The organism is Reyranella massiliensis 521 (assembly GCF_000312425.1).
GTDB lineage: Bacteria > Pseudomonadota > Alphaproteobacteria > Reyranellales > Reyranellaceae > Reyranella > Reyranella massiliensis.
Map to the genome: position 1 here is coordinate 3,445,050 of NZ_HE997181.1, position 19,523 is coordinate 3,464,572.

The 19,523-nt window shown below is 66.0% G+C and carries 18 protein-coding genes; 12 read left to right on the forward strand and 6 right to left on the reverse strand.

Annotation, left to right across the window (positions count from 1 at the left end):
* Positions 1–6 precede the first annotated feature (6 nt).
* The gene (locus tag BN60_RS16815; protein WP_051150144.1) at positions 7–684 is read left to right on the forward strand and encodes an endonuclease/exonuclease/phosphatase family protein; all 678 of its coding nucleotides are present in this window, start codon (positions 7–9) and stop codon (positions 682–684) included.
* On the opposite strand, the gene BN60_RS16820 is transcribed toward BN60_RS16815, so the two are convergent.
* The 4 genes from BN60_RS16820 to acuI form a co-directional block, all read right to left on the reverse strand.
* Positions 675–2,087: a phospholipase D-like domain-containing protein gene (locus BN60_RS16820; RefSeq protein ID WP_020697272.1), complete on the reverse strand. Its 1,413-nt coding sequence runs from the start codon at positions 2,085–2,087 to the stop codon at positions 675–677. The genes BN60_RS16815 and BN60_RS16820 overlap by 10 nt on opposite strands.
* A gap of 51 nt (positions 2,088–2,138) precedes the next feature.
* Positions 2,139–2,774, reverse strand: coding sequence for a LysE family translocator (locus tag BN60_RS16825; protein ID WP_020697273.1), 636 nt, complete (start codon positions 2,772–2,774; stop codon positions 2,139–2,141).
* A gap of 24 nt (positions 2,775–2,798) precedes the next feature.
* Positions 2,799–4,121: an omega-aminotransferase AptA gene (gene aptA, locus BN60_RS16830; protein ID WP_020697274.1), complete on the reverse strand. Its 1,323-nt coding sequence runs from the start codon at positions 4,119–4,121 to the stop codon at positions 2,799–2,801.
* A 139-nt stretch (positions 4,122–4,260) separates the two neighbouring features.
* On the reverse strand, positions 4,261–5,253 hold the full coding sequence (gene acuI / locus BN60_RS16835) for an acrylyl-CoA reductase (NADPH) (protein ID WP_020697275.1): 993 nt from the start codon (positions 5,251–5,253) through the stop codon (positions 4,261–4,263).
* Between the two features lie 287 nt (positions 5,254–5,540).
* Between acuI and cysD the strand changes: the two genes are divergently transcribed.
* Together cysD and cysN are read left to right on the forward strand one after the other, a co-directional pair.
* On the forward strand, positions 5,541–6,419 hold the full coding sequence (gene cysD, locus BN60_RS16840) for a sulfate adenylyltransferase subunit CysD (RefSeq protein ID WP_020697276.1): 879 nt from the start codon (positions 5,541–5,543) through the stop codon (positions 6,417–6,419).
* Positions 6,419–8,287: a sulfate adenylyltransferase subunit CysN gene (cysN, locus tag BN60_RS16845; RefSeq protein WP_020697277.1), complete on the forward strand. Its 1,869-nt coding sequence runs from the start codon at positions 6,419–6,421 to the stop codon at positions 8,285–8,287. The genes cysD and cysN overlap by 1 nt, the downstream gene beginning before the upstream one ends.
* Here cysN and BN60_RS29040 read toward each other — a convergent pair.
* Positions 8,277–9,032 (reverse strand): helix-turn-helix domain-containing protein, encoded by a 756-nt coding sequence (locus BN60_RS29040; protein WP_020697278.1) that lies wholly within the window; start codon positions 9,030–9,032, stop codon positions 8,277–8,279. The two genes, cysN and BN60_RS29040, sit on opposite strands and share 11 nt — an antisense overlap.
* 92 nt (positions 9,033–9,124) lie before the next feature.
* Here BN60_RS29040 and BN60_RS16855 point away from each other — a divergent pair, with 92 nt between their 5' ends.
* The 9 genes from BN60_RS16855 to BN60_RS16895 all read left to right on the forward strand — a co-directional run bounded on the left by BN60_RS16855 (position 9,125) and on the right by BN60_RS16895 (position 18,922).
* Complete coding sequence (locus BN60_RS16855; protein ID WP_020697279.1) at positions 9,125–9,973, forward strand: TauD/TfdA dioxygenase family protein; 849 nt, start codon at positions 9,125–9,127, stop codon at positions 9,971–9,973.
* An 81-nt stretch (positions 9,974–10,054) separates the two neighbouring features.
* Positions 10,055–10,933, forward strand: a complete 879-nt coding sequence (gene ygfZ / locus BN60_RS16860; protein ID WP_020697280.1) for a CAF17-like 4Fe-4S cluster assembly/insertion protein YgfZ — start codon at positions 10,055–10,057, stop codon at positions 10,931–10,933.
* 57 nt (positions 10,934–10,990) lie between these two features.
* A complete protein-coding gene (locus tag BN60_RS16865; protein ID WP_020697281.1) occupies positions 10,991–12,796 on the forward strand; it encodes a gamma-glutamyltransferase family protein in 1,806 nt (601 codons plus the stop codon).
* A 6-nt stretch (positions 12,797–12,802) separates the two neighbouring features.
* Positions 12,803–13,513, forward strand: a complete 711-nt coding sequence (locus tag BN60_RS16870; protein ID WP_020697282.1) for a DUF1028 domain-containing protein — start codon at positions 12,803–12,805, stop codon at positions 13,511–13,513.
* Positions 13,513–14,496, forward strand: coding sequence for an ABC transporter ATP-binding protein (locus tag BN60_RS16875; RefSeq protein WP_020697283.1), 984 nt, complete (start codon positions 13,513–13,515; stop codon positions 14,494–14,496). The genes BN60_RS16870 and BN60_RS16875 overlap by 1 nt, the downstream gene beginning before the upstream one ends.
* Positions 14,493–15,569 (forward strand): ABC transporter ATP-binding protein, encoded by a 1,077-nt coding sequence (locus tag BN60_RS16880; protein ID WP_020697284.1) that lies wholly within the window; start codon positions 14,493–14,495, stop codon positions 15,567–15,569. Before BN60_RS16875 ends, BN60_RS16880 begins: the two co-directional genes overlap by 4 nt.
* Complete coding sequence (locus BN60_RS16885; RefSeq protein WP_020697285.1) at positions 15,566–17,083, forward strand: ABC transporter substrate-binding protein; 1,518 nt, start codon at positions 15,566–15,568, stop codon at positions 17,081–17,083. Before BN60_RS16880 ends, BN60_RS16885 begins: the two co-directional genes overlap by 4 nt.
* A 13-nt stretch (positions 17,084–17,096) precedes the next feature.
* Positions 17,097–18,038: an ABC transporter permease gene (locus tag BN60_RS16890; protein WP_020697286.1), complete on the forward strand. Its 942-nt coding sequence runs from the start codon at positions 17,097–17,099 to the stop codon at positions 18,036–18,038.
* Positions 18,035–18,922, forward strand: coding sequence for an ABC transporter permease (locus tag BN60_RS16895; protein WP_020697287.1), 888 nt, complete (start codon positions 18,035–18,037; stop codon positions 18,920–18,922). The genes BN60_RS16890 and BN60_RS16895 overlap by 4 nt, the downstream gene beginning before the upstream one ends.
* A 23-nt stretch (positions 18,923–18,945) precedes the next feature.
* On the opposite strand, the gene BN60_RS29045 is transcribed toward BN60_RS16895, so the two are convergent.
* Entirely contained in the window at positions 18,946–19,515 is a 570-nt protein-coding gene (locus BN60_RS29045; RefSeq protein ID WP_020697288.1) for a GNAT family N-acetyltransferase, read from the reverse strand.
* Between the last annotated feature and the right edge of the window lie 8 nt (positions 19,516–19,523).

Genomic DNA, 19,523 nt, shown 5'->3' on the forward strand with positions numbered 1-19,523 from the left:
CTGCCCATGAGAGTGATCAGCTGGAACCTGCTGCGCCTGACCGGCGCGGCGGTCGAGGACGTCGCCGAACTGGCGCGCCGCGAGAAGCCCGACCTGTTCCTGATGCAGGAGGCGACCAAGCACATCGAGGAGCTGCCCAATCTGGTCGGCGGCCACTTCCACCGGCTTTCCTGGCTGGGCCGCATCCATGGGCTGGCCGTCTGGAGCCCGCATCATTTCCCGCCGCCCACGGCTTTCTCGCTGCCGGCATCGCGACTGCCCGGCCGCCTGCCGCGCCGGCGCGCGCAGATCGTTCAAGTGGGAGAAATAACCTTCGCCAATGTCCACCTGTCGCACGGTCAGCTCCTGAACCGGCGTCAGCTTGCGCGCCTTGCGACCTTCCTGCAGGGCCGACCCTCGGCGATCATTGGCGACTACAATGCCGTCGGTCCGGTACTCATTCCGGGCTTCACCGACGTCGGTCCTCGCGAGCCCACGCACCTCGCCAGCAACGTCGTGCCGTTCCGCCTCGACCGCTGCCTGGCGCACAGCCTGGTCTGCCGCTCGGCCTATGCCTTGGATTTCGGCCCGTCCGACCACCGTCCGATCCGGCTCGAACTCGATCTCGCGGAAAGCAACACGGCCGCGATGGCGGCAGCGGCACGCAAGCCGCGCAAGGATCGGCTGCGGCGCTTCTACAGATAGGGCTGCAGCAGGCGCGCGGCGCTGTTGCGCAGACGAATGGGCAGGGGATCGGCGTCGATCTCGGCCACCGTCAACTGCCGCTTCGGCGTCGTCGCCTCGATGATGCGACGCGCGAAGTCGGCATCGTGCAGCTCGACGTTCAGCTCGAAATTCAGGCGAAAGCTGCGCGTATCCCAGTTGGCGCTACCGATCATCGACCAGGATTCGTCGATGGTCATGAGCTTGGAATGGTCGAACGGTGCGGGCAGCAACCAGACGCGACAGCCCGCCTCGACCAGCGGCCTGAGCGGCACCCGCCGCGCCCAGTCGAGGATCGCGTGATTGGAGTGCTCCGGCAGCAGGATATCGACCTCGATACCGCGCATGGCGGCCAGCCCGAGGGCCATGGTGAGCGGCTCCGCCGGCAGGAAATAAGGCGTCACGACGCGGATCGACCGGCGCGCGCACGAGATCGCATGCAGCGCCACGAACTCGATCTGCTCCATGTCCTCGTCGGGTCCGGAGTTGACCACGCGGGCCGTGACGTCGCCCACGGCCGCCGGCTTGGGGAACCACGCCTGGGAGACGAGCTGCTCGCCTGTCGTGAACAGCCAGTCGTCGGCAAAAGTATCGGTGAGCTGTTCGACGACGGGACCTTCGATGCGAAAGTGCGTGTCGCGCACGGGATGTGCCGGCTTGGCCGCCTCGATATTCTCGGCGCCGATGTTGAGGCCGCCGGTGAAAGCCACCTTTCCGTCGATCACCAGTACCTTGCGGTGATTGCGGAGGTTCACGAACGGCATCCGCCACGGGAAATAGGAGTGGAGGAAGCGTGCGACCGGCACGCCGGCTTTCTTGAGATGCTGGTAGGTGCCCGACCAGAAATAACCGCCGCCGACGCCGTCGATCAGCACGCGGACTTCGACTCCGCGCTGCTGGGCGCGGATCAGCGCCTGGTGAAACGGCTCCCCTGCCTCATCCGCGCGGAAGATGTAGCTGCAGAGCCCGATGCTCCTCTGCGCCAGATCAATCTCCGCCAGCATGCGGGGATAGGCTTGATCGCCGCTGCGCAGCATCTCGATCGTATTGCCGGGGACAGAGGGAAGCCCGGTCAGGCGGCCGACGGCGTACTCGAGCGGCGACAGGGGATCGACCGCGATGGCCGCCGCGGAACTGCTGCTCACAGGCGGCAGCCGATCGCGTCGCAGGCGCTGGGCACGTCGCTTGACCCGGTTCACGCCCATGATTGCGTAAAGCAGGCCTCCCAGGAACGGAGACAGCCAGGCGATGCCGATCCAGGAGACGGCCGCGCCGACATTGCGCTTGTACAGCAGCGCATGCACCGTGACGGAACCCGCGATGGCGACATGCGCAACTGCCGCCGCTGCACCGACAAACGCCGCTAACCCCTCGTCGAGAATCACACGCCCTGCCCTTCGGGCACGCATCCCAGGCGGCGGCCCATGGGAAGGGTTTTAGCGACGCCCCGTGTCGAAAGCCATGCGCACGGCGAGCACGGCCAGCACCGTGCCCATCAGCCAGCGCTGCACCGCCATCCACAATGGCCGACCCGTCAGGAAAGCAGCCACTGCTCCTGCCGCCACGACGATCAAGGCGTTAACCGTCATGCTGATGACGATCTGCGCCGTGCCCAGCAGCAGGGTTTGACCGAGTATGTCGCCCTGGCTCGCATCGACGAATTGCGGCAGCAGCGACAGGTAGAGTGCGGCGATCTTCGGGTTCAGAAGATTTGTCAGCAGCCCCATGGCGAACAGCCGGCGGGGCGAGTCGGGCGGCAGGTCGCGCACCTCGAAGGGCGAGCGGCCCCCCGGCTTCAGGGCGTTCCAGGCCAGCCAGCCGAGGTAGGCGGCGCCCGCCAGCCGAAGTGCGTCATAGGCATAGGGGACTGCAAAGACGAGCGCCGTGATGCCGAAGGCCGCCAGCAGCATGTACGTGACGAAGCCCAGCGCCACACCGGCCAGTGAAATCAGGCCGGCGGTTCGGCCCTGGCAGATCGAACGCGACACGAGATAAGCCATGTTCGGGCCGGGTGTCAGCACCATGCCGAGCGCCACGGCACCGAAGGCCGCTAGGGCCGTCAGCGAAACCATTGTCCCCTCCGGTAGGAGGCGGTCCTAAGCGACCGCCTTGATCGTCTTGGCTGTGATGTCGATGATCTCGTCGATCTGCGCCTTCTCGATCACCAGCGGCGGCGACATGGCGATGGCGTCGCCCGACTGGCGCACCATCAGGCCGAGCTCGAAGGCCTTGACGAAGGCATCGTAGCCACGAGCGCCGGGCGCCGAGCTCGGAGCCAGATCGATACCGGCGGCGAGGCCGAGGTTGCGGATGTCCGTGACGTTCGGCAGTCCCTTCAGCGAGTGCACGCCCTGCTCCCAGTACGGCGACAGCTCAGCCGACCGCTCGAACAGGTTCTCGTCGCGATAGATGTCGAGGACGGCCGAGGCCGCGGCGCAGGCCAGCGGATGGGCCGAATAGGTATAGCCATGGAACAGGTCGATGGCGTTCTCGGGACCGTTCATCAACTCGTCGAACACGTGCTTGCGCACGAACACGCCGCCCATCGGCACGGTGGCGTTGGAGATGCCCTTGGCCACCGTCATCAGATCGGGAATGACACCGAACTTCTCGGCGGCGAAGCCGGTGCCGAGACGGCCGAAGCCCGTGATGACTTCGTCGAAAATCAGCAGAATGCCGTGCTTGTCGCAGATCTGGCGCAGACGCTGCAGGTAGCCCTTGGGCGGCGGCAGGTAGCCGGTGGAACCGGCGCAGGGCTCCACGATGACGGCGGCGATGTTCGAGGCATCGTGCAGACCGACGATCTTCTCGAGTTCGTCGGCAAGCTCGGCGCCGTGCTCGGGCTGGCCCTTGGCGAAGGCGTTCTGCGGCAGATGGGTATGCGGCAGGTGATCGACGCCCGGCAGCATGGCGCCGAACCATTTGCGGTTGTTGACCATGCCGCCGACCGAGATGCCGCCGAAGCCGACGCCATGATAGCCGCGCTCGCGGCCAACGAAGCGCGTCCGGGTGCCCTGGCCACGGGCGCGCTGGAAGGCCAGCGCGATCTTGAGCGCGGAGTCCACGGCCTCGGAGCCGGAGTTGCAATAGAAGGCGTGGTTCAGGTCACCCGGCAGCAGTGCGGCGTGCCGCGCCGCCAGCTCGAAGGCCTTGGGATGGCCCATCTGGAAGGACGGCGCGTAGTCCATCTCGTCGAGCTGCTTGGCGATCGCGGCCTTGATCTCCTCGCGGCCGTGACCGGCGTTGACGCACCAGAGGCCCGCGGTGCCGTCGATAATCTTGCGGCCTTCCGGGGTCCAGTAGTGAACACCCTTCGCCTTGGCCAACATGCGCGGGTTCTTCTTGAACTGCCGGTTCGCCGTGAACGGCATGAAGAAGGCGTCGAGATTGTTGGCGGGCGCGGTGTTCGGCGGCGTCATGGCATACCTTCGGCGTAGATTGGACGGCAAAAGTGAACGGAGACGACCCTATCACTTGTTCCGGCTCGCAACTACGCAGCCGGCTAATCCTCCTTTGAGGATTTTTGGGGCCGCGACGAGTGCGCCGCGGCGACGCCAGCTACTTGCTGACGTCGACCACCACGCGGCCGCGGACCTCGCCCTTGAGGATTTTGGGCGCCAGGGTCATCAGGTCGGAAAGTCCCGCCTCGCTGACTGTGCTGTCGAGCTTGTCGAGCGGCAGGTCGGTGCCCAGCCGCTTCCAGGCTTCCTCGCGCGGGCCCTTGGGCAGCATCACCGAGTCGATGCCATAGACGGAGACGCCGCGCAGGATGAACGGCAGGATCGAACCGGGAAACGACGGTCCGGCGGCCAGGCCACACACCGCCGCTGCGCCGCCGTACTTCACCTGGGCCAGCGCCTTGGCAAACATCACGCCCGACACCGTGTCAACGACGCCGGCGAAGCGCTCCGACAGCAGCGGCCGGTCCGGCGCCTCGGTCAGTTCCTTGCGGTCCAGGATCGTCGTCGCGCCGAGCGACTTCAGATAGTCGCCTTCCTGCGGCCGGCCGGTCGCGGCGACCACATTGTAGCCAAGCTTGCCCAGGATCGCGACGGCGACCGAGCCGACGCCGCCGGCGGCGCCCGTCACCAGGATCTCGCCCGACGCCGGCTTGATGCCGTGCTTCTCGAGCGCCATCACGCAGAGCATGGAGGTATAGCCTGCCGTACCGATTGCCATGGCCCGCTTGGATGAGATCGCGGCTGGCAACTTGACCAGCCAGTCGCCTTTCACCCGCGCCTTGGTCGCGTAGCCGCCCCAGTGCAGCTCGCCGACCCGCCAGCCGTTGAGGACGACCTTATCACCAGCCTTGAAGCCGGCATTGTCCGACTTCTCGACCGTTCCCGCGAAGTCGATACCGCCGACATGCGGCCAGGTCTTCACCAATCCGCCGCCCGTCGTCAGCACCAGCCCGTCCTTGTAGTTCAAGGTCGAGTAGTCGATTGCCACCGTGACGTCGCCCGCGGGCAACTTTTCCTCGGGAAGGGTCTCGACGGTGCCGCTCACCTTGCGGTCGGCACCCTGGCTCAGCACGAGCGCGCGGAATGTCATGGGAACTCCTGCATTGGATACGCAGGGCTTCTAGCAAGCTGCAGCAAGCACCGCGACCCCAGATGGTTTCGCCTCGCAAGACTTGGCTGCAATCCCGGACCATGTCGCGGGCGCAGCACAGGAACCGGAGATGCTGGTAGACGCCAGCGCTCCTGCAACTTCCGGGTGTCTACACGGACCTGTTCGAATGGCCCTCGCTGTGCGATGTAAGGGCTTCCGCATAGAAAGCCAGCGGTAGAATAGGGACGACAACGCTCTTGCCAACCTCGCGACACTCCTACCTTCAGATGCTGGAGGCCGAAGCGATCCACGCGCTCCGCGAGGCGGCGGCGGTCTTCCGCAATCCGGTCATCCTCTATTCGATTGGCAAGGATTCTTCCGTCCTGCTTCATCTCGCGATGAAGGCCTTCTATCCAGCCAAGCCGCCTTTTGCGGTACTGCATGTAGACACCACTTGGAAGTTCCGCGAGATGATCGCCTTCCGAGATCGGCGGCTGGCCCAGCTCGGCCTCGACCTCCGCGTCCACATCAATCGAGATGGCCTCGCGCGCGGCATCAGCCCAATCACCCATGGCGCCACCGTCCATACAGACGTCATGAAGACCGAGGCGTTGAAGCAGGCGCTCGACCTTCATGGCTTCACTGCGGCGATCGGTGGTGCGCGGCGCGACGAAGAGGCTTCACGTGCCAAGGAACGCATCTTCTCACTGCGCAGCGCCAGCCATCGCTGGGATCCACGTCGGCAGCGCCCCGAACTCTGGCATCACTACAACGGCCATCTCGGCCCGGGCGAATCCATTCGGGTTTTCCCGTTGTCGAATTGGACCGAGTTAGATGTCTGGACCTACATCGCGCAGGAAGACATTCCCATCGTCCCCCTCTACTTCGCGGCGAAGCGACCCGTCGTCGAGCGCGACGGCATGCTGATAATGGTCGACGACGAACGTCTGAACCTGCGCGCGGGCGAGGTCGTACAGCAACGCTTCGTACGCTTCAGGACACTGGGCTGCTATCCCTTGACCGGCGCCATCGACTCCAGGGCCGACACGGTATCGGCGATCATTGCCGAACTCTCGGCGAGCAGGACCTCTGAACGCCAGGGCCGCGCCATCGACCATGGTCATGGCAGTTCGATGGAACGCAAGAAGCACGAGGGCTACTTCTGATGGCGCCCGCGCCCACCGGCGGACCGGCTAGCGCCGACATGCTGCGCTTCATCACCTGCGGCAGCGTCGATGATGGCAAGAGCACACTGATCGGCCGCCTGCTGTTCGATGCCAAGGTCATCCCCGATGATCACCTCACCGCCGCAACTCGCAATGATCATGCCTACCGTGCCCCCGGCGGCATACCCGACCTCGCCCTGTTGGTCGACGGTCTGCAGGTCGAACGCGAACAGGGCATCACGATTGACGTGGGCTATCGCTTCTTCGCGACCGCCCGACGACGCTTCATCATCGCCGACACGCCGGGCCACGAGCAGTACACGCGCAACATGGCAACGGGGGCTTCGACTGCCGATGTGGCGGTGATCCTGGTCGACGCCCGCAAGGGTGTCCTGCGCCAGACCCGGCGGCACAGTGCCATTGTGGCGCTGATGGGCATCCGCCACGTCGTGCTCGCCGTCAACAAGATGGATCTAATAGATTACGGTGAGGCTCGCTTCGAAGAAATCGTCGCGACGTACAAGCCGATCGCAGAACAGTTGAGCGTGCAATCCGTCGCCGCCCTCCCTCTGTCGGCCCTGCTGGGCGACAACGTCATCCAGCCCAGCATTGCCATGCCGTGGTATCGTGGGCCGACGCTGCTGCACCATTTGGAAACCGTAAGTGTCGAATTACCGAAGACGCAGCCGTTCCGACTAGCCGTGCAGTGCATCAATCGCGACGCCTCGGGGTTCCGCGGCTATGCGGGCACAGTTCTGGGCGGCGGCATCGGCCCCGGCGATGAGGTCGTGGTTCTGCCTTCAGGCATGCGCGGCCATGTCGAGCGCATCGTGACCTGGGAGGGCGATCTTGCCCAGGCAGTCGCCGGCCAGGCGGTAACCGTGACCCTGGCCGAGCCGATCGACATCGCACGCGGCGACATGATTGCGGCCGCCGACCAGCCTCCACAGATGACCGACCAGTTCGCAGCCCATCTCGTGTGGATGGACGAGGCGCCAATGCTGCCGGGCCGCCACTACCTGATGCATCTCGGCACGGCCAAGCTGACCGCGATGGTAAGCGAGCTGAAGCATGTCCTCGATATCGACAGCGGCCAGCACAAGGCCGCCAAGCAGCTCGCGATGAACGATATCGGCTTTGCCAATCTGTCGCTCGACCGTGCCGTGCCCTTCGATGCCTATGCCGAAAACAGGGAGACCGGCAGCTTCATCCTGATAGACCGCGTCAGCAACGCGACCGTCGGCGCCGGCATGATCCGCTTTCCGCTGCGCCGAGCCACCAATCTCACCTGGCAGGATTTCACCGTCGACAAACGGGCGCGCGCGGCGATCAAAGGCCAGCAGCCGGCGGTCCTGTGGTTCACCGGTCTTTCCGGGGCCGGCAAGTCGACCATTGCCGACAGCGTCGAGAGGCGACTGCATGCGCTAGGGCGCCACACCTACACGCTCGACGGTGACAATGTCCGCCACGGACTGAACCGCGATCTCGGCTTCACCGACGCCGACCGGGTCGAGAACATCCGCCGGGTCGTCGAGACCGCCCGGCTGTTCGCCGATGCGGGCCTGATCGTCCTGGTGTCCTTCATTTCGCCATTCCGCGCCGAACGGCAACTAGCCCGCGACCGGGTGGGTGCCGAAGAATTCATCGAGATATTCGTCGACACCACGCTGGCCGAATGCGAACGGCGCGATCCCAAGGGCCTCTATCGCAAGGCGCGCACTGGCCAGCTCCCGAACTTCACCGGCATCGATTCAGCCTACGAGCCCCCGCCCCGTCCCGAGCTGCATCTCCGCACGGCCAACCATTCGGTCGAACAGGCGACCGACCTGATCCTCGAGACCTTGCGCCAGCGCGGCATCATCGACTGATCCGTCCAGCGACATCGCCCGCGATGGCGCGGGCCATCTGGGTCAACGGCCGAGCATAGCGGGCCGCCACCTGGGCTTCGTCCATAACCGACCGCGGGAAGCGCATCGACACGCCGCCCAGCATGCGCTGACGATGCCGGACTGGTACGGCCATGCCGTTCAAGGAGGAACGGTTGGGTGGCGTGAAGGCATGACCCGCCTGGCGGATACGCTGCAGGGCCTGGTCGAGCGGCGCCTGCTGGCGAGCGCCAAGTCCGCCGATGTCACGCAGAATTGTCTGTCGTTCCTCGTCGCTACAGAAGGCGAGCCAAACGCGACCGAGGGCGCTCTGAAGCACCGATCGCCGCTGGTTTACGCCTGCCGTTTCGAACGACATCGGGCTTTCGGGCGCCGTCGAATGGCGGATGGTGATGGCGCCGTAGCTCATCGTCGCGAGATAGAGCGGCCAGCCGTAGTCGGCGGTGAAACGGCTCATATGCGGAATGGCGGCATCGACGAGATGGTCGATGAAGCGGATCGCGCCCGATAGGCCGAGCACCCTGTCGGTCAGACGGTAGCCCTGCTCGCGCGACACGCGGGCGGCATAGCCCACCGCCATCAGCGTGTGTAGCAGGCGGAGCACCGTCGGCCGCGGCAGGCCGGTCTCTTCGATCAGCACCGAGACCGTCGAGGTCCGGCGACGGCTGAGCGCCTCCAGCAATGCGAAGCTGCGCCTGACGGGCTCGATGACAGATGGAGACGCCATAACGATACCCTAGTCCGTAATGCGGACTTCGTCGACTTTGCCCGCGCCCCGCCCGCGAAGAAGCGTACCGTTACCGCCAGGAGGAAACGCGCATGGCCTATCAGACGATCGAGGTACGCAAGATCACGCCGACCATCGGCGCCGAGATTCATGGCGTCGACCTCTCCCAGCCGCTCGGCAACCAGCAGTTCCAGGAGGTGCACGATGCCCTGATGGACAATCTGGTGATCTTCTTCCGCGACCAGAAGCTCAGCATCGATCAGCACAAGGACTTCGGCCGCCGCTTCGGGCCGCTGCACGTTCATCCCAACGCGCCGATCACCTTCAAGGAGCATCCCGAGATCCTGGTCATCAAGGCCGACGAAAATTCCAGGCACGTGGCCGGCGAGGAATGGCATTCCGACGTCTCGTGCGATCCCGAGCCGCCGATGGGCTCGATCCTCTATCTCACCGAAGTGCCGCCCGACGGCGCCGGCGACACGATCTTCGCCAACATGTACCGCGCCTACGAAACGCTCTCCGAACCGATGAAGAAGATGCTGCAGGGCCTGACGGCGCTGCACGACAGCACTAAGGCGCACTACTATCGCGCCAAGGCGACGGACCGCGAGCAGATGGCCTTCCCCAACGCCGAGCACCCGATCGTCCGCACCCATCCGGTGACAGGGCGCCAGGGCCTCTATGTCAGCCGCGGCTTCACCCTGCGCATTCCGCAGCTCAGGAAGCACGAGAGCGACGCGCTGCTCGAAATGCTCTACCGCCACGTCGAGACGCCGGAGTTCCATTGCCGCTTCAAGTGGCAGCCGAACTCGGTGGCGTTCTGGGACAATCGCTGCACCCAGCATCACGCCATGTTCGACTACTTCCCCCACCGCCGGTACGGCCATCGCGTCACGGTATGTGGGGACAAGCCGTTCTATCGCCCCTCGGCGGCGGCGTAATAGATCCCTCTCCCCATATATAAGGGGAGGGGGTCTGATCCAGCTTGCCAAGCTGGTCATGGAGCCCCACATCTTGGGCCCATGACCGGTTCAAGCTTTTGCCTCCTGCCGCACCGCAGCGTCATCGCCGTCTCCGGCGCAGACCGGGTCGAATTCCTGCAGGGGTTGATCTCCAACGACACGACCAAAGTGGCGCCCGGGCAGGCAATCTGGGCCGCCCTCCTCACGCCGCAGGGCCGCTTCCTGAACGACATGTTCGTGGCCGACGCGGGCGGCGAGACCCTGTTGCTGGAGACCGAGCGCGAGCGCGCGCCGGCGCTGGCGAAGAAACTCAAGATGTACACCTTACGCTCCAAGGTGACCGTCGAGGACCGCAGCGCCTCGTTGGAAGTGGCCGCGGCCTTTGGCAGGGAGCCGTCGAAGGCACTCGGCCTGGACGGCGCCGTCTCTTTCAACGATCCACGGCTCGAGGCGCTGGGCGTGCGCGTGATTGCGCCGGCCGGCCAGACGGCCGCGCTGCTCGGCGGGCGCGGCTTCGCCGAAGCGCCGCTCGCCGCCTACGATTCGCTGCGCCTTGCCCTCGGCGTGCCGGACGGCAGCCGCGATCTCATCGTGGAGAAGGCTCTTCTCCTGGAAAGCGGCTTCGACGAGTTGAACGGCGTCGACTGGAAGAAGGGTTGCTACATGGGCCAGGAGCTGACGGCCCGCACCAAGTATCGCGCCCTGATCCGGAAACGTCTGTTTCCGGTGAAGGTCGAGGGCACGCTGCCCGAGCCCGGCGCGCCTGTTCTCCTTGATGGTGAAGAAGTGGGTGAGCTGCGGTCCGGCAGCGGCGATCGCGCCCTGGCGCTGCTCAAGGTCGAGGCCGCGCGCGGCGGCAGTGCTTTGACGGCCGGCGATGCTCGCGTGACGCCCGAGGTCCCCGCCTGGATGCGCTTGCCGGAAGCGACCAACCCCTAGCGGCTCAGCCTCACGGGGCCTAAGGTCTCCTCCGCGTTTGCGTCAGGAGATCGCCCCGTGAAACTCATCAATCCCAATCCGTTCACCACGCGGCCGGAGATCGTCGGCACCTTCGGCGTCGTCACCTCGACGCACTGGATCGCGACCGCGGTCGGGATGGGCATTCTCGAAAAGGGCGGCAACGCTTTCGATGCAGCCGTCGCGACGGCTTTCACCCTTCAGGTCGTCGAGCCGCATCTCTGCGGACCCGGTGGCGACGCCCCGTTGATCCTGCACGATGTGCGCCGCGGCAAGACCGAGGTCGTCTGCGGCCAGGGTCCGATGCCGGCCGGCGCCACCATCGCCCACTACAAGGGCCTGGGACTCGATCTCATCCCTGGCACGGGCCTGCTGCCCGCCTGCATTCCGGGCACCTTCGACGCCTACATGCTGATCCTGCGCGACTACGGCACGATGCGCCTCGGAGACGTGCTTTCGCCCGCGATCGGCTACTGGCTGAACGGCCACCCCATCGTAGAGCGCGCCTGCGCCACCATCGCCACGGTGGCCGACCAGTTCCGTAACCACTGGAAGACGTCGGCGGCCGTCTTCCTGCCGAACGACAAGGTACCGGCGCCGGCCTCGCTCTTCCGCAACGTCACGCTGGGCAACAGCTATGCCCGCATCCTGAAGGAGGCCGAGGCAGGCGGCGGCGGTCGCGAAGCCGAGATCGAACGCGCGCGCAAGGCGTGGAGCCAGGGTTTCGTCGCCGAAGCGATCGACAAATTCTGCCGCACCCAGGAAGTGATGGATGTCTCCGGCCAGGCGAACAAGGGCGTGCTCACCGGCCAGGACATGGCCAAGTGGCAGGCCACGGTCGAAGCGCCGCTCACCTACGACTACGGTCGGTACACGGTTTGCAAGGCGGCGTCCTGGACGCAGGGCCCGGTGGTCCTGCAGCAGCTCGCCCTGCTCAAGGGCTTCGACCTCGACGGCATGGATCCGACCAGCCCGGACTTCATTCATCTGCAAGTCGAATGCCTGAAGCTCGCCTATGCCGACCGCGAGGCATTCTACGGCGATCCCGCATTCGTCGACGTGCCGATGCAGACGCTGCTGTCGGATGCCTACAATGAGGATCGCCGCAAGCTGGTCGATCCCGCGCATGCCTCGCTGGAGCAGCGGCCCGGCAAGGTCGATGGCTATGGCGGCGTGGTGAAGCTGCGCCGCGCCGACGGCGCCCGCGCAGGTGTGGCAGCCAGCGGCGCCGGCGAGCCCACCGTCGGCCGCGTCGGCCAGACGACCGGCGACACGGTGCATTTCGACATCATCGACAGAGACGGCAACATGATCTCGGCCACGCCATCGGGCGGCTGGCTGCAAAGCTCGCCGGTCATTCCCGAACTCGGTTTCCCATTGGGCACGCGCGGCCAGATGTTCTGGCTCGAAGAAGGCCTGCCGGGCTCGCTGGCGCCGGGCAAGCGGCCGCGCAGCACGCTCACCCCCACCCTCGCCCATCGCGACGGCAAGCCGTACATGGCCTGGGGCTCGCCGGGCGGCGACCAGCAGGACCAGTGGATCACGCAGATGTTCCTGCGCCATGTCCATTGCGACATGAACCTGCAGGAGGCGATCGATGCGCCGGCCTGGCACAGCGAGCACTTCCCCTCCTCCTTCTGGCCGCGGACGGCGCGCCCCGGCGTGCTGGTGCTGGAAGGCCGTATCCCCAAGGACACCGTGGCCGAGCTGAAGAAGCGCGGCCACGAGGTCGAGGTGAACGACGAATGGTCCGAAGGCCGGCTCACGGCCGCGACCCGCGAGGATCCGTGGCGCAAGGCGGCGGCCAACCCGCGCGGCATGCAGGGCTACGCGGCTGGACGCTGATCAGACATGACCTGGTCGATCATTTTCCACGAGAAGGACACTGGCCGCATCGCGATTGCCGTGGCCACCAAGTTCTTTGCCGTCGGTGCCCGGGTGCCGCACATCGCGCCCCTGAAAGGCGCGGTCTGTACCCAGGCGCTGACCAATCCCCTCTATGGGCCGCATGGCCTTAGGCTGATCCGCGAGAATGTCGGCGCTGCCGACATCGTGCGTATCCTCACGACTCCCGACGCCGGCCGCGACCATCGCCAGCTCCACGTCATGGGCGCCGACGGCAAGTTCGCCGCCCACACCGGCGCCGAGTGCGTGCCGTGGTGTGGACACTGGATCGGCGAGAACATGTCGGTCGCCGGCAACATGCTGGCCGGTCCGCAGGTGGTCGCCGAGACGGTGCGCACGATGCGCGAGCGGCATGACCTGCCGCTGCCGCGTCGCCTGATTGCCGCCATGAAGGCCGGCGAAGCCGCCGGCGGCGACAAGCGCGGCAAGCAGTCGGCGGCGCTCCTCATCTACGGCAACCAGGACTATTCGGAGCTCGATCTCCGCGTCGACGACCATACCGAACCGCTGCAGGAGCTGGAGCGTCTGGAAGAGGTGAGCCGCGAACGCTGGACACACTTCCGCGCCTTCGTGCCGACGCGCGAGAACCCAGCCGGCATCTTCGACCGCGCCGAAATCGATGCCGGCATCGAAAGGAGCCTGGCGGCCGAACGCTGATGAACGAGCCGCTCCTCGAACTGCGCGGCCTGGCCGTCGACTTCGCCACGGACGACGGCACCGTCCACGCCGTCGACGGTCTCGACCTGGCTCTGGGCCGAGGTCGAACCCTGGGTCTGGTCGGTGAATCGGGGTGCGGCAAGAGCGTGACGTCGCTCGCCATCATGGGGCTGCTGCCGCCGGAGAATTCCAGAGTCCGCGGCGAGATCGTCTTCGAAGGCCGCAATCTGCTGACCCTCGAGCCGCACCTCATGCGCGATCTGCGCGGGGCGCGGCTGGCGATGATTTTCCAGGAGCCGATGACCTCGCTCAACCCCGCCTACACGATCGGCGACCAGATCGTGGAGGCGATCCAGCGCCATCAGGGCCTTGACGCGGCGGCCGCCCGCGCGCGCGCCATCGACATGCTGAAACTGGTGCGCATTCCCTCACCCGAGAAACGCGTCGACGACTACCCGCACAAACTGTCGGGCGGCATGCGCCAGCGCGCCATGATCGCCATGGCCCTGGCCTGCGGGCCGCAGCTCCTGATCGCCGACGAACCGACGACGGCGCTCGATGTCACCATCCAGGCGCAGATCCTCGACCTGATGCGCGGCCTGCGTCGCGACACCGGCACGGCGATTGTCCTGATCACGCACGATCTTGGGGTGGTGGCGGAAATGGCCGACGACGTGGCGGTCATGTACGCCGGCCAGATCGTCGAGCGCGCCGCCGTGCGCGATCTCTTCGCCCGGCCCGAGCATCCCTACACGGTGGGCCTGCTGGGTTCGATCCCGCGTCTCGACGAGAAGCGCGAACGCCTGCCGTCGATCGAGGGGCGCGTGCCCGACATGAGCCGGCCGCCACCAGGCTGTCGTTTCGCGGCCCGTTGCCCCTTTGTCGAGCCCGAGTGCCGTGCGACGGCACCTATGCTGGTCGAAGTTGCACCGGGACACCTGTCGCGTTGTCGACGTGCCCCCCTCTCGCGGATGGCTGCGTGAGCGCCCTGCTCGAAGTCGCGGGCCTCGCCAAGCACTTCCCGGTGAAGCGCGGCGCCTTCGGCTTCGTCTCGGGCCACGTCCAGGCCGTCGACGGTGTCGACTTCCACCTGAACGCCGGCGAGACCTTGGCCATCGTGGGAGAGTCGGGCTGTGGCAAATCGACGGTCGGACGCCTGGTCCTGCGACTGCTCGAACCGACAGCCGGCAGCGTGCGCTTCGAGGGTGAGAACCTGTTGGCGCTTTCCGAATCGCAGATGCGGGCACGTCGCCAGCGCATGCAGGTGATCTTTCAGGACCCCTACGCCTCGCTCAATCCGCGCATGACGGTGGGCGCCATGTTGGGCGAGCCGCTGATGCTGCACGGGCTTGCCAAGTCCGAGGCGGCGCGGCGCGCACGGGTGGGCGAGCTGCTCGATCTGGTGGGCCTTCGCCCCGACCATGCGCGGCGCTATCCGCACGAATTCTCCGGCGGCCAGCGCCAGCGTCTGGCGATTGCCCGCGCTCTTGCCGTCGAACCCAAACTGATCGTGGCCGACGAGCCGGTTTCGGCGCTGGATGTCTCGATCCAGGCGCAGGTGATCAACCTGATGCGGTCGCTGCAGGATCGGTTTGGTCTCGCCTATGTCTTCATCAGCCACGATCTCGCGGTCGTGAAGCACATCGCCGACCGGATCGCCGTCATGTATCTCGGCAAGATCGTGGAGACGGCGACGACCGACGAATTGTTCCGCAGCCCGCGACACCCCTATACGCGCGCCCTGCTGGCGGCCGTGCCGCTGCCCGATCCTGCCGCGACACGCGAGCGAACCTTGCTGGAAGGCGATATTCCCAGCGCCATGAATCCACCCACCGGCTGCCGCTTCCACACGCGTTGCCGATTCGCAAAAGAGTCCTGCCGTCGCGACGTGCCGGAATTGACCGACGACGGCAGTGGACATTCGACGGCCTGCCCCTGGTGGCCGGAGTTCCCGCCTGCGTCCTCGATCGTCGAGGCCGCGAGCCAAGACCAAGACCGCATCCGACTGGCCCGCCTGCAGGCGGCCTTCGTCACTGCTCAAACGGAGGCAACATGATCAAGACATTCCGCCGCCTGATGTTGGCGGCAGCCTTTTCGGGCCTCGCCCTTTCGGGTGCGGCCGCACAGTCCAATCTGCGTATCGGGTTGGCCGAAGACCCCGACGTGCTCGATCCGACCCTGGCGCGCACCTACGTCGGCCGCATCGTCTTTTCGTCGATCTGCGACAAGCTGTTCGACATCGACGAGAAGCTGAACGTCGTGCCGCAGCTCGCCACCAGCCACGAGACCTCGGCCGACGGCCTTACCGTCACCATCAAGCTCCGGCCCGGCGTGAAGTTCCACGATGGCGAGGCCTTCGACGCTGCCGCCGCGAAGTACAGCCTCGAACGCCACCTCACCATGAAGGGCTCCTTCCGCAAGCCCGAGCTGGCGTCTATCGAGGCGATCGAGATCGCCGATCCCACGACCATCAAACTGAAGCTGAAGGCGCCCTTCTCGCCGCTGCTCGCGCAGCTCACCGATCGCGCCGGCATGATGGTCTCGCCCAAGGCGGCCGAAGCAGCCGGCGACAAGTTTGGCCTCAAGCCCGTCTGCGCCGGCCCCTACAAGTTCGTCGAAAGGGTCCAGCAGGACCGCATCGTCGTCGAGAAGTTCGCCGACTACTGGAACAAGGACCAGATCTTCATCGACAAGATCACCTACCTGCCCATCGTCGATTCAACAGTACGGCTGGCGAACCTGCGCTCGGGCGGCCTCGACATGATCGAGCGCGTGCTGGCGACCGACATCAAGACGGTGCGCGACAATCCCAAGCTCAAGCTGATCACGGCCGTCGAGCTGGGCTACCAAGGCCTCACCATCAACCTATCGAACGGCCCCAAGGCCAACACGCCGCTGGCCAAGGACGCAAGGGTACGCGAGGCCTTCGAACTCAGCATGGATCGCGAGGCGTTGAACCAGGTCGTGTTCAACGGCGAGTTCGTGGTCGGCAATCAGTGGATCAACCCGACCAACTTCTACTACCAGCAGTCCCTGCCGGTGCCGAAGCGCGACGTCGCCAAGGCCAAGGCGCTGCTCAAGGAAGCCGGCGTCGCCGGCCGCATGTCGCTCGACCTGATGGTGCCCAACAATCCGGAGACCCGCCAGGTCGCCGAGGTATTGCAGTCGATGGTGGCCGAGACCGGCTTCGACCTGAAGCTGCGCGTCACCGAGTTCGCGACTTCGCTGAAACAGGCCGAGGACGGCGACTACCAGCTCTACCTGATCGGCTGGTCGGGCCGCAGCGATCCCGACGGCAACTCCTACATCTTCCAGACCTGCGGCGCGCCGCAGAACAACTCCGGCTATTGCGACAAGGATGTCGATGCCTGGCACAAGGAGGCGCGCATCAAGAGCGATCCGGCCGAACGCAAGAAAATCTACGAGAACATCGCCAAGAAGTACCTGGCCGAAGGCTCGATCAAGTATCTCTATCACCGTCGCGTGTTGGTCGCGCTGACCGACAAGGTCGAGGGCTACAAGCAGCTCCCCGACGGCCTGATCCGCGTCGTCGGCGTCAAGCTCAAGTAGCCATCCGGCCGACATGCTCGCCTTCCTGACCCAGCGGCTGCTGCAGCTCATCCCGACGCTGTTCTTCGTGTCGGTGCTGATCTTCGGTCTGCAGCAGCTCCTGCCGGGTGATCCGGCGCTGATCATGGCGGGCGAGGAGCGCGACCCCGAAGTACTGGAACAAATCCGCCAGCAGTACCGGCTGAACGAGCCGATCTGGGTCCAGTATTTCTACTGGATCCAGGGCGTGCTCTCCGGAAACCTGGGCGAGTCGATGCGGCTCAAGACCTCGGTCCTCTCGCTCGTGCAGGAGAAGCTGCCGGTCACCCTGCAACTCGCCTCCATGGCGATCGTCGTGGCGCTGGGCATCGGCATTCCGGCGGGCATCATCTCGGCCGTGAAGAAGGACACTGCGCTCGACTACGGCGCCAACATCTTCGCCCTGTGGGGGATCAGCACGCCCAACTTCTGGCTGGGCATCCTGATGATCTTCCTGTTTTCGGTGACGCTCGGCTGGCTGCCGGCCTCGGGCTATGTGAGCCTGGCCGAGAACTGGCAGGCGAGCCTTGCCACGACGGTCATGCCGGCCTTCGTGCTGGGCAACGCCATCGCCGCCATCCTGATGCGCCACACCCGCAGCGCCATGCTGCAGGCGATGGGCGCCGATTATGTGCGGACCGCCCGCGCCAAGGGGCTCTACGAACGCCGCGTGGTGCTGAAGCATGCGCTGCGCAATGCCATGACCCCGGTGATCACCCTGGGCGCCCTGGAGTTCGGCACCCTCCTCTCCGGCGCCGTCCTTACCGAGCAGATCTTCACCATTCCGGGGTTCGGCAAGCTGATCGTCGATGCCGTGTTCAACCGCGACTATGCCGTCGTACAGGGCGTCGTGCTGGTGACCTCCACCGCCTACATCGCGCTCAACCTGCTGGCCGACATCGCCTATGTGCTGGTCAACCCGAGGCTGCGCGGATGACGGCTGCCACGCTCTCCCCAGCGACCGCCGCGACCGACGCCCGCGAAGAGAATCCCTGGGCGCGCGCCTGGCGGCGTCTGCGCCGGCGCAAGGGCGCCATGGTCGGGCTGATCATCGTGCTCCTCTTCGTGGTGCTGGCCTTGGCCGCGCCACTGGTCGCGCCCTACGACCCGATCGCCACGAGCTGGAGTGCGGTGCGCAAGCCGCCGTCGTGGGCGCACTGGCTGGGCACCGACGAGGTCGGCCGCGATGTGCTTTCCCGAATCATCTGGGGCGCACGGGCGTCGCTCAGCGCCGGCCTCGTGTCCGTCGGCATCGCGCTGGCGTTCGGCGTCCCCCTGGGTCTTCTCGCGGGCTATGCCGGTGGCTGGGTCGATGCGCTGCTGTCGCGCATTGTCGACGCCATGCTCGCCATCCCGTTCCTGATCCTGGCGATCGCGCTGGCGGCCTTCCTCGGTCCCAGCCTCAGCAATGCGATGATCGCCATCGGCGTCACCGCCACGCCGGTCTTCATTCGACTGACGCGCGGGCAGACCATCGCCGCCAAGGTCGAGGATTATGTCGAGGCGGCGCGCGCGGTCGGCAACCCGCATTGGCGAATCGCGCTCCGCCACGTATTGCCCAACATCGTGCCGCCGCTCCTGGTGCAGGCGTCGCTGGCCATCGCCGGCGCCATCATTGCCGAGGCCGCACTTTCGTTCCTGGGCCTCGGTCAGCAGCCGCCTGCCCCGTCCTGGGGCAGCATGCTCAACTCGGCGCAGCGCTTCATCGCACAGGCGCCATGGATGGCCTTTTGGCCAGGAGTCGCGATCTTCCTGGCCGTCCTTTCATTCAACCTACTGGGCGACGGCCTGCGCGACGCGCTGGACCCCCGCCACAAGTAGGTATCGCCACCAGATCGACGGCGTCAGCGGCCCGCCGACCTCATCGGCACGACCGAGCCTTCGGCCTGCTGGTCGCGACGCAGCACGACCGAGTCCGGAGCCTCGTCGGCCTCGGGCAGCGGCTTGCTGGGATCGACCGCGCGGATCATCGCGACGACCTGCTTCGGGCTCGCGCCCGCGTCCTCGGCCTCGAGGCGACGCCAGCCCTGCTTTTCCCAGTACTTGGCATCCTGCGGCAGGACCTGGACGTAGAGCTTGTCGGCGCCCCGGGTCTCGGCGAGCTTGCGGCAGCGCTCCAGCAGGAGCTGGGCGACGCCGTTGCCGCGGAACCGCTGGATGACGGCCAGACGTTCCGGCATGGCGAAGGACTTGAACCAGCGCACCCGCACCGCGCCGACCGGCTCGTCCCCGACATAGGCGATGATGTGCGTGGCGCCGAAATCGTGGCCGTCGAACTCCTCGGAGTACGGCACGTCCAGTTCGCCGATGAAGCAGGCAGCCCGGACAGCGAAGGCCTGCAGGGAGTCCTCCATCTTCATCGCGAGCTTGGTGGTGACGGCCAGGCCGCCGATCGATTGTGAAACTGTGCTCATGATTCTCA

What these genes read in the sequence shown, in the direction of transcription:
- BN60_RS16815 (WP_051150144.1), top strand. Translation starts at nt 7, where the DNA reads ATGAGAGTGATCAGCTGGAACCTGCTGCGCCTGACCGGCGCGGCGGTC.
- BN60_RS16825 (WP_020697273.1), bottom strand. Translation starts at nt 2,774, where the DNA reads ATGGTTTCGCTGACGGCCCTAGCGGCCTTCGGTGCCGTGGCGCTCGGC.
- aptA (WP_020697274.1), bottom strand. Translation starts at nt 4,121, where the DNA reads ATGACGCCGCCGAACACCGCGCCCGCCAACAATCTCGACGCCTTCTTC.
- acuI (WP_020697275.1), bottom strand. Translation starts at nt 5,253, where the DNA reads ATGACATTCCGCGCGCTCGTGCTGAGCCAGGGTGCCGACCGCAAGGTG.
- cysD (WP_020697276.1), top strand. Translation starts at nt 5,541, where the DNA reads ATGCTGGAGGCCGAAGCGATCCACGCGCTCCGCGAGGCGGCGGCGGTC.
- cysN (WP_020697277.1), top strand. Translation starts at nt 6,419, where the DNA reads ATGGCGCCCGCGCCCACCGGCGGACCGGCTAGCGCCGACATGCTGCGC.
- BN60_RS29040 (WP_020697278.1), bottom strand. Translation starts at nt 9,032, where the DNA reads ATGGCGTCTCCATCTGTCATCGAGCCCGTCAGGCGCAGCTTCGCATTG.
- BN60_RS16855 (WP_020697279.1), top strand. Translation starts at nt 9,125, where the DNA reads ATGGCCTATCAGACGATCGAGGTACGCAAGATCACGCCGACCATCGGC.
- ygfZ (WP_020697280.1), top strand. Translation starts at nt 10,055, where the DNA reads ATGACCGGTTCAAGCTTTTGCCTCCTGCCGCACCGCAGCGTCATCGCC.
- BN60_RS16870 (WP_020697282.1), top strand. Translation starts at nt 12,803, where the DNA reads ATGACCTGGTCGATCATTTTCCACGAGAAGGACACTGGCCGCATCGCG.
- BN60_RS16875 (WP_020697283.1), top strand. Translation starts at nt 13,513, where the DNA reads ATGAACGAGCCGCTCCTCGAACTGCGCGGCCTGGCCGTCGACTTCGCC.
- BN60_RS16885 (WP_020697285.1), top strand. Translation starts at nt 15,566, where the DNA reads ATGATCAAGACATTCCGCCGCCTGATGTTGGCGGCAGCCTTTTCGGGC.
- BN60_RS16890 (WP_020697286.1), top strand. Translation starts at nt 17,097, where the DNA reads ATGCTCGCCTTCCTGACCCAGCGGCTGCTGCAGCTCATCCCGACGCTG.
- BN60_RS16895 (WP_020697287.1), top strand. Translation starts at nt 18,035, where the DNA reads ATGACGGCTGCCACGCTCTCCCCAGCGACCGCCGCGACCGACGCCCGC.
- BN60_RS29045 (WP_020697288.1), bottom strand. Translation starts at nt 19,515, where the DNA reads ATGAGCACAGTTTCACAATCGATCGGCGGCCTGGCCGTCACCACCAAG.